This window comes from Streptomyces sp. NPDC037288 (assembly GCF_055603265.1).
Genome location: NZ_JBVJVY010000234.1, coordinates 1 through 1,099 on the forward strand (window position 1 = coordinate 1; position 1,099 = coordinate 1,099).

The window sequence follows — 1,099 nt, forward strand, 5'->3', positions numbered from 1 at the left end:
AGAGCACGCTCCTCCACCCGCCGCGTCAGCCGCACCGTCCAAGCCATCCACGTGCTACTGACCTGCGACTCTTCAGGATGAAAGAGGTTCAATGAACCGGGCGAACGCCGCGCCGCGGAAAGCGCCTGCGTTGTCGGTGACCAGCTCGATCCGTTTGAGTACGCCGCTCTCCTCGTCGACGGGCAGCAGCTCGACGAGCCAGGCGCCGCCCAGATGCTCGGCTTCGGCGATCGCGACCGGCGGCGATGGCATCCGCGCCGGTGCACGAAGGTGAGAACGTCCAGCCATGTTCGTACTTCGTGAAGTAATCGGTGATGCCGGCAATGCGCCGGATGCCACCACCACCTGTCTCGTAATCGGAGAAGCCCAGCTGCTGCCACACCTAGTTCGGGCGCGTGGGCGGCCCGGCGAAGGCCGCCTTGCGGGCCTTCGCGAGCTCGCGGCGTTCGCTCTGGTAGTCGACGGGCTGCAGCAGGTCCCTGCGTCTCATGGCGCGCTCGACCGAGGACGCGGACAGCGTGTGGCCGTCGGCCCGCATGAGCCAGTGGATCTTGCGGTGGCCCCAGGCTGGCCAGTCGGCGGCATACTTCCCACCACGGGTTCGGCCGTGTCCACGACCGGTGCCGGCCACGGTCCCTTGACGGCGTTCTGGCCACGGCGGGCCCGGCCCGGCCAGCGGCAGTACGAACGGCGCGGGATACCGAGCAGCTCGCAGAACCTCGAAGTCGGCATCGCCGCCTGAGTGCGGATCACTTCGAGGTCCTCGAAGGGGCCAGGCGCCCCTGGGCGGACTTCTTCCACACTCGCAGCTCGACGCGGGCCTCGCCGAGCGCCGTCTTGAGTTCCTCGAGCTCGGCCTCGAGTATCTCCTCCCGCGAAGAGGAGCGGCGCCCACCTGCGGTGGCCAGCCCGGCCTTGCCGGACTCCAGGAACTGATCACGCCACTTGGCGACCGAGGTCTGTGACGTCTTGTGCTTCCGGGCCGCGTCAGCGACGGTCATCTCTGAACCGTTCCGGGTTCGATAGAGACTCGATCATTTGAGAGGATCGAGTCATGGCACGTCCTTCCCTCTACCCCGTTGAGCTGCGTAAACGAGCG

The 1,099-nt window shown here is 67.2% G+C and carries 3 protein-coding genes; all 3 read right to left on the reverse strand.

The window, feature by feature from the left end; translation table 11 throughout:
• Positions 1-72: 72 nt before the first annotated feature.
• The gene (locus ACZ7GZ_RS43465) at positions 73-288 is read right to left on the reverse strand and encodes a hypothetical protein (protein WP_471033402.1); all 216 of its coding nucleotides are present in this window, start codon (positions 286-288) and stop codon (positions 73-75) included.
• A gap of 94 nt (positions 289-382) precedes the next feature.
• On the reverse strand, positions 383-538 hold the full coding sequence (locus ACZ7GZ_RS43470; RefSeq protein ID WP_471033405.1) for a hypothetical protein: 156 nt from the start codon (positions 536-538) through the stop codon (positions 383-385).
• Between the two features lie 211 nt (positions 539-749).
• Positions 750-1,001: a helix-turn-helix domain-containing protein gene (locus ACZ7GZ_RS43475; protein ID WP_471033408.1), complete on the reverse strand. Its 252-nt coding sequence runs from the start codon at positions 999-1,001 to the stop codon at positions 750-752.
• Between the last annotated feature and the right edge of the window lie 98 nt (positions 1,002-1,099).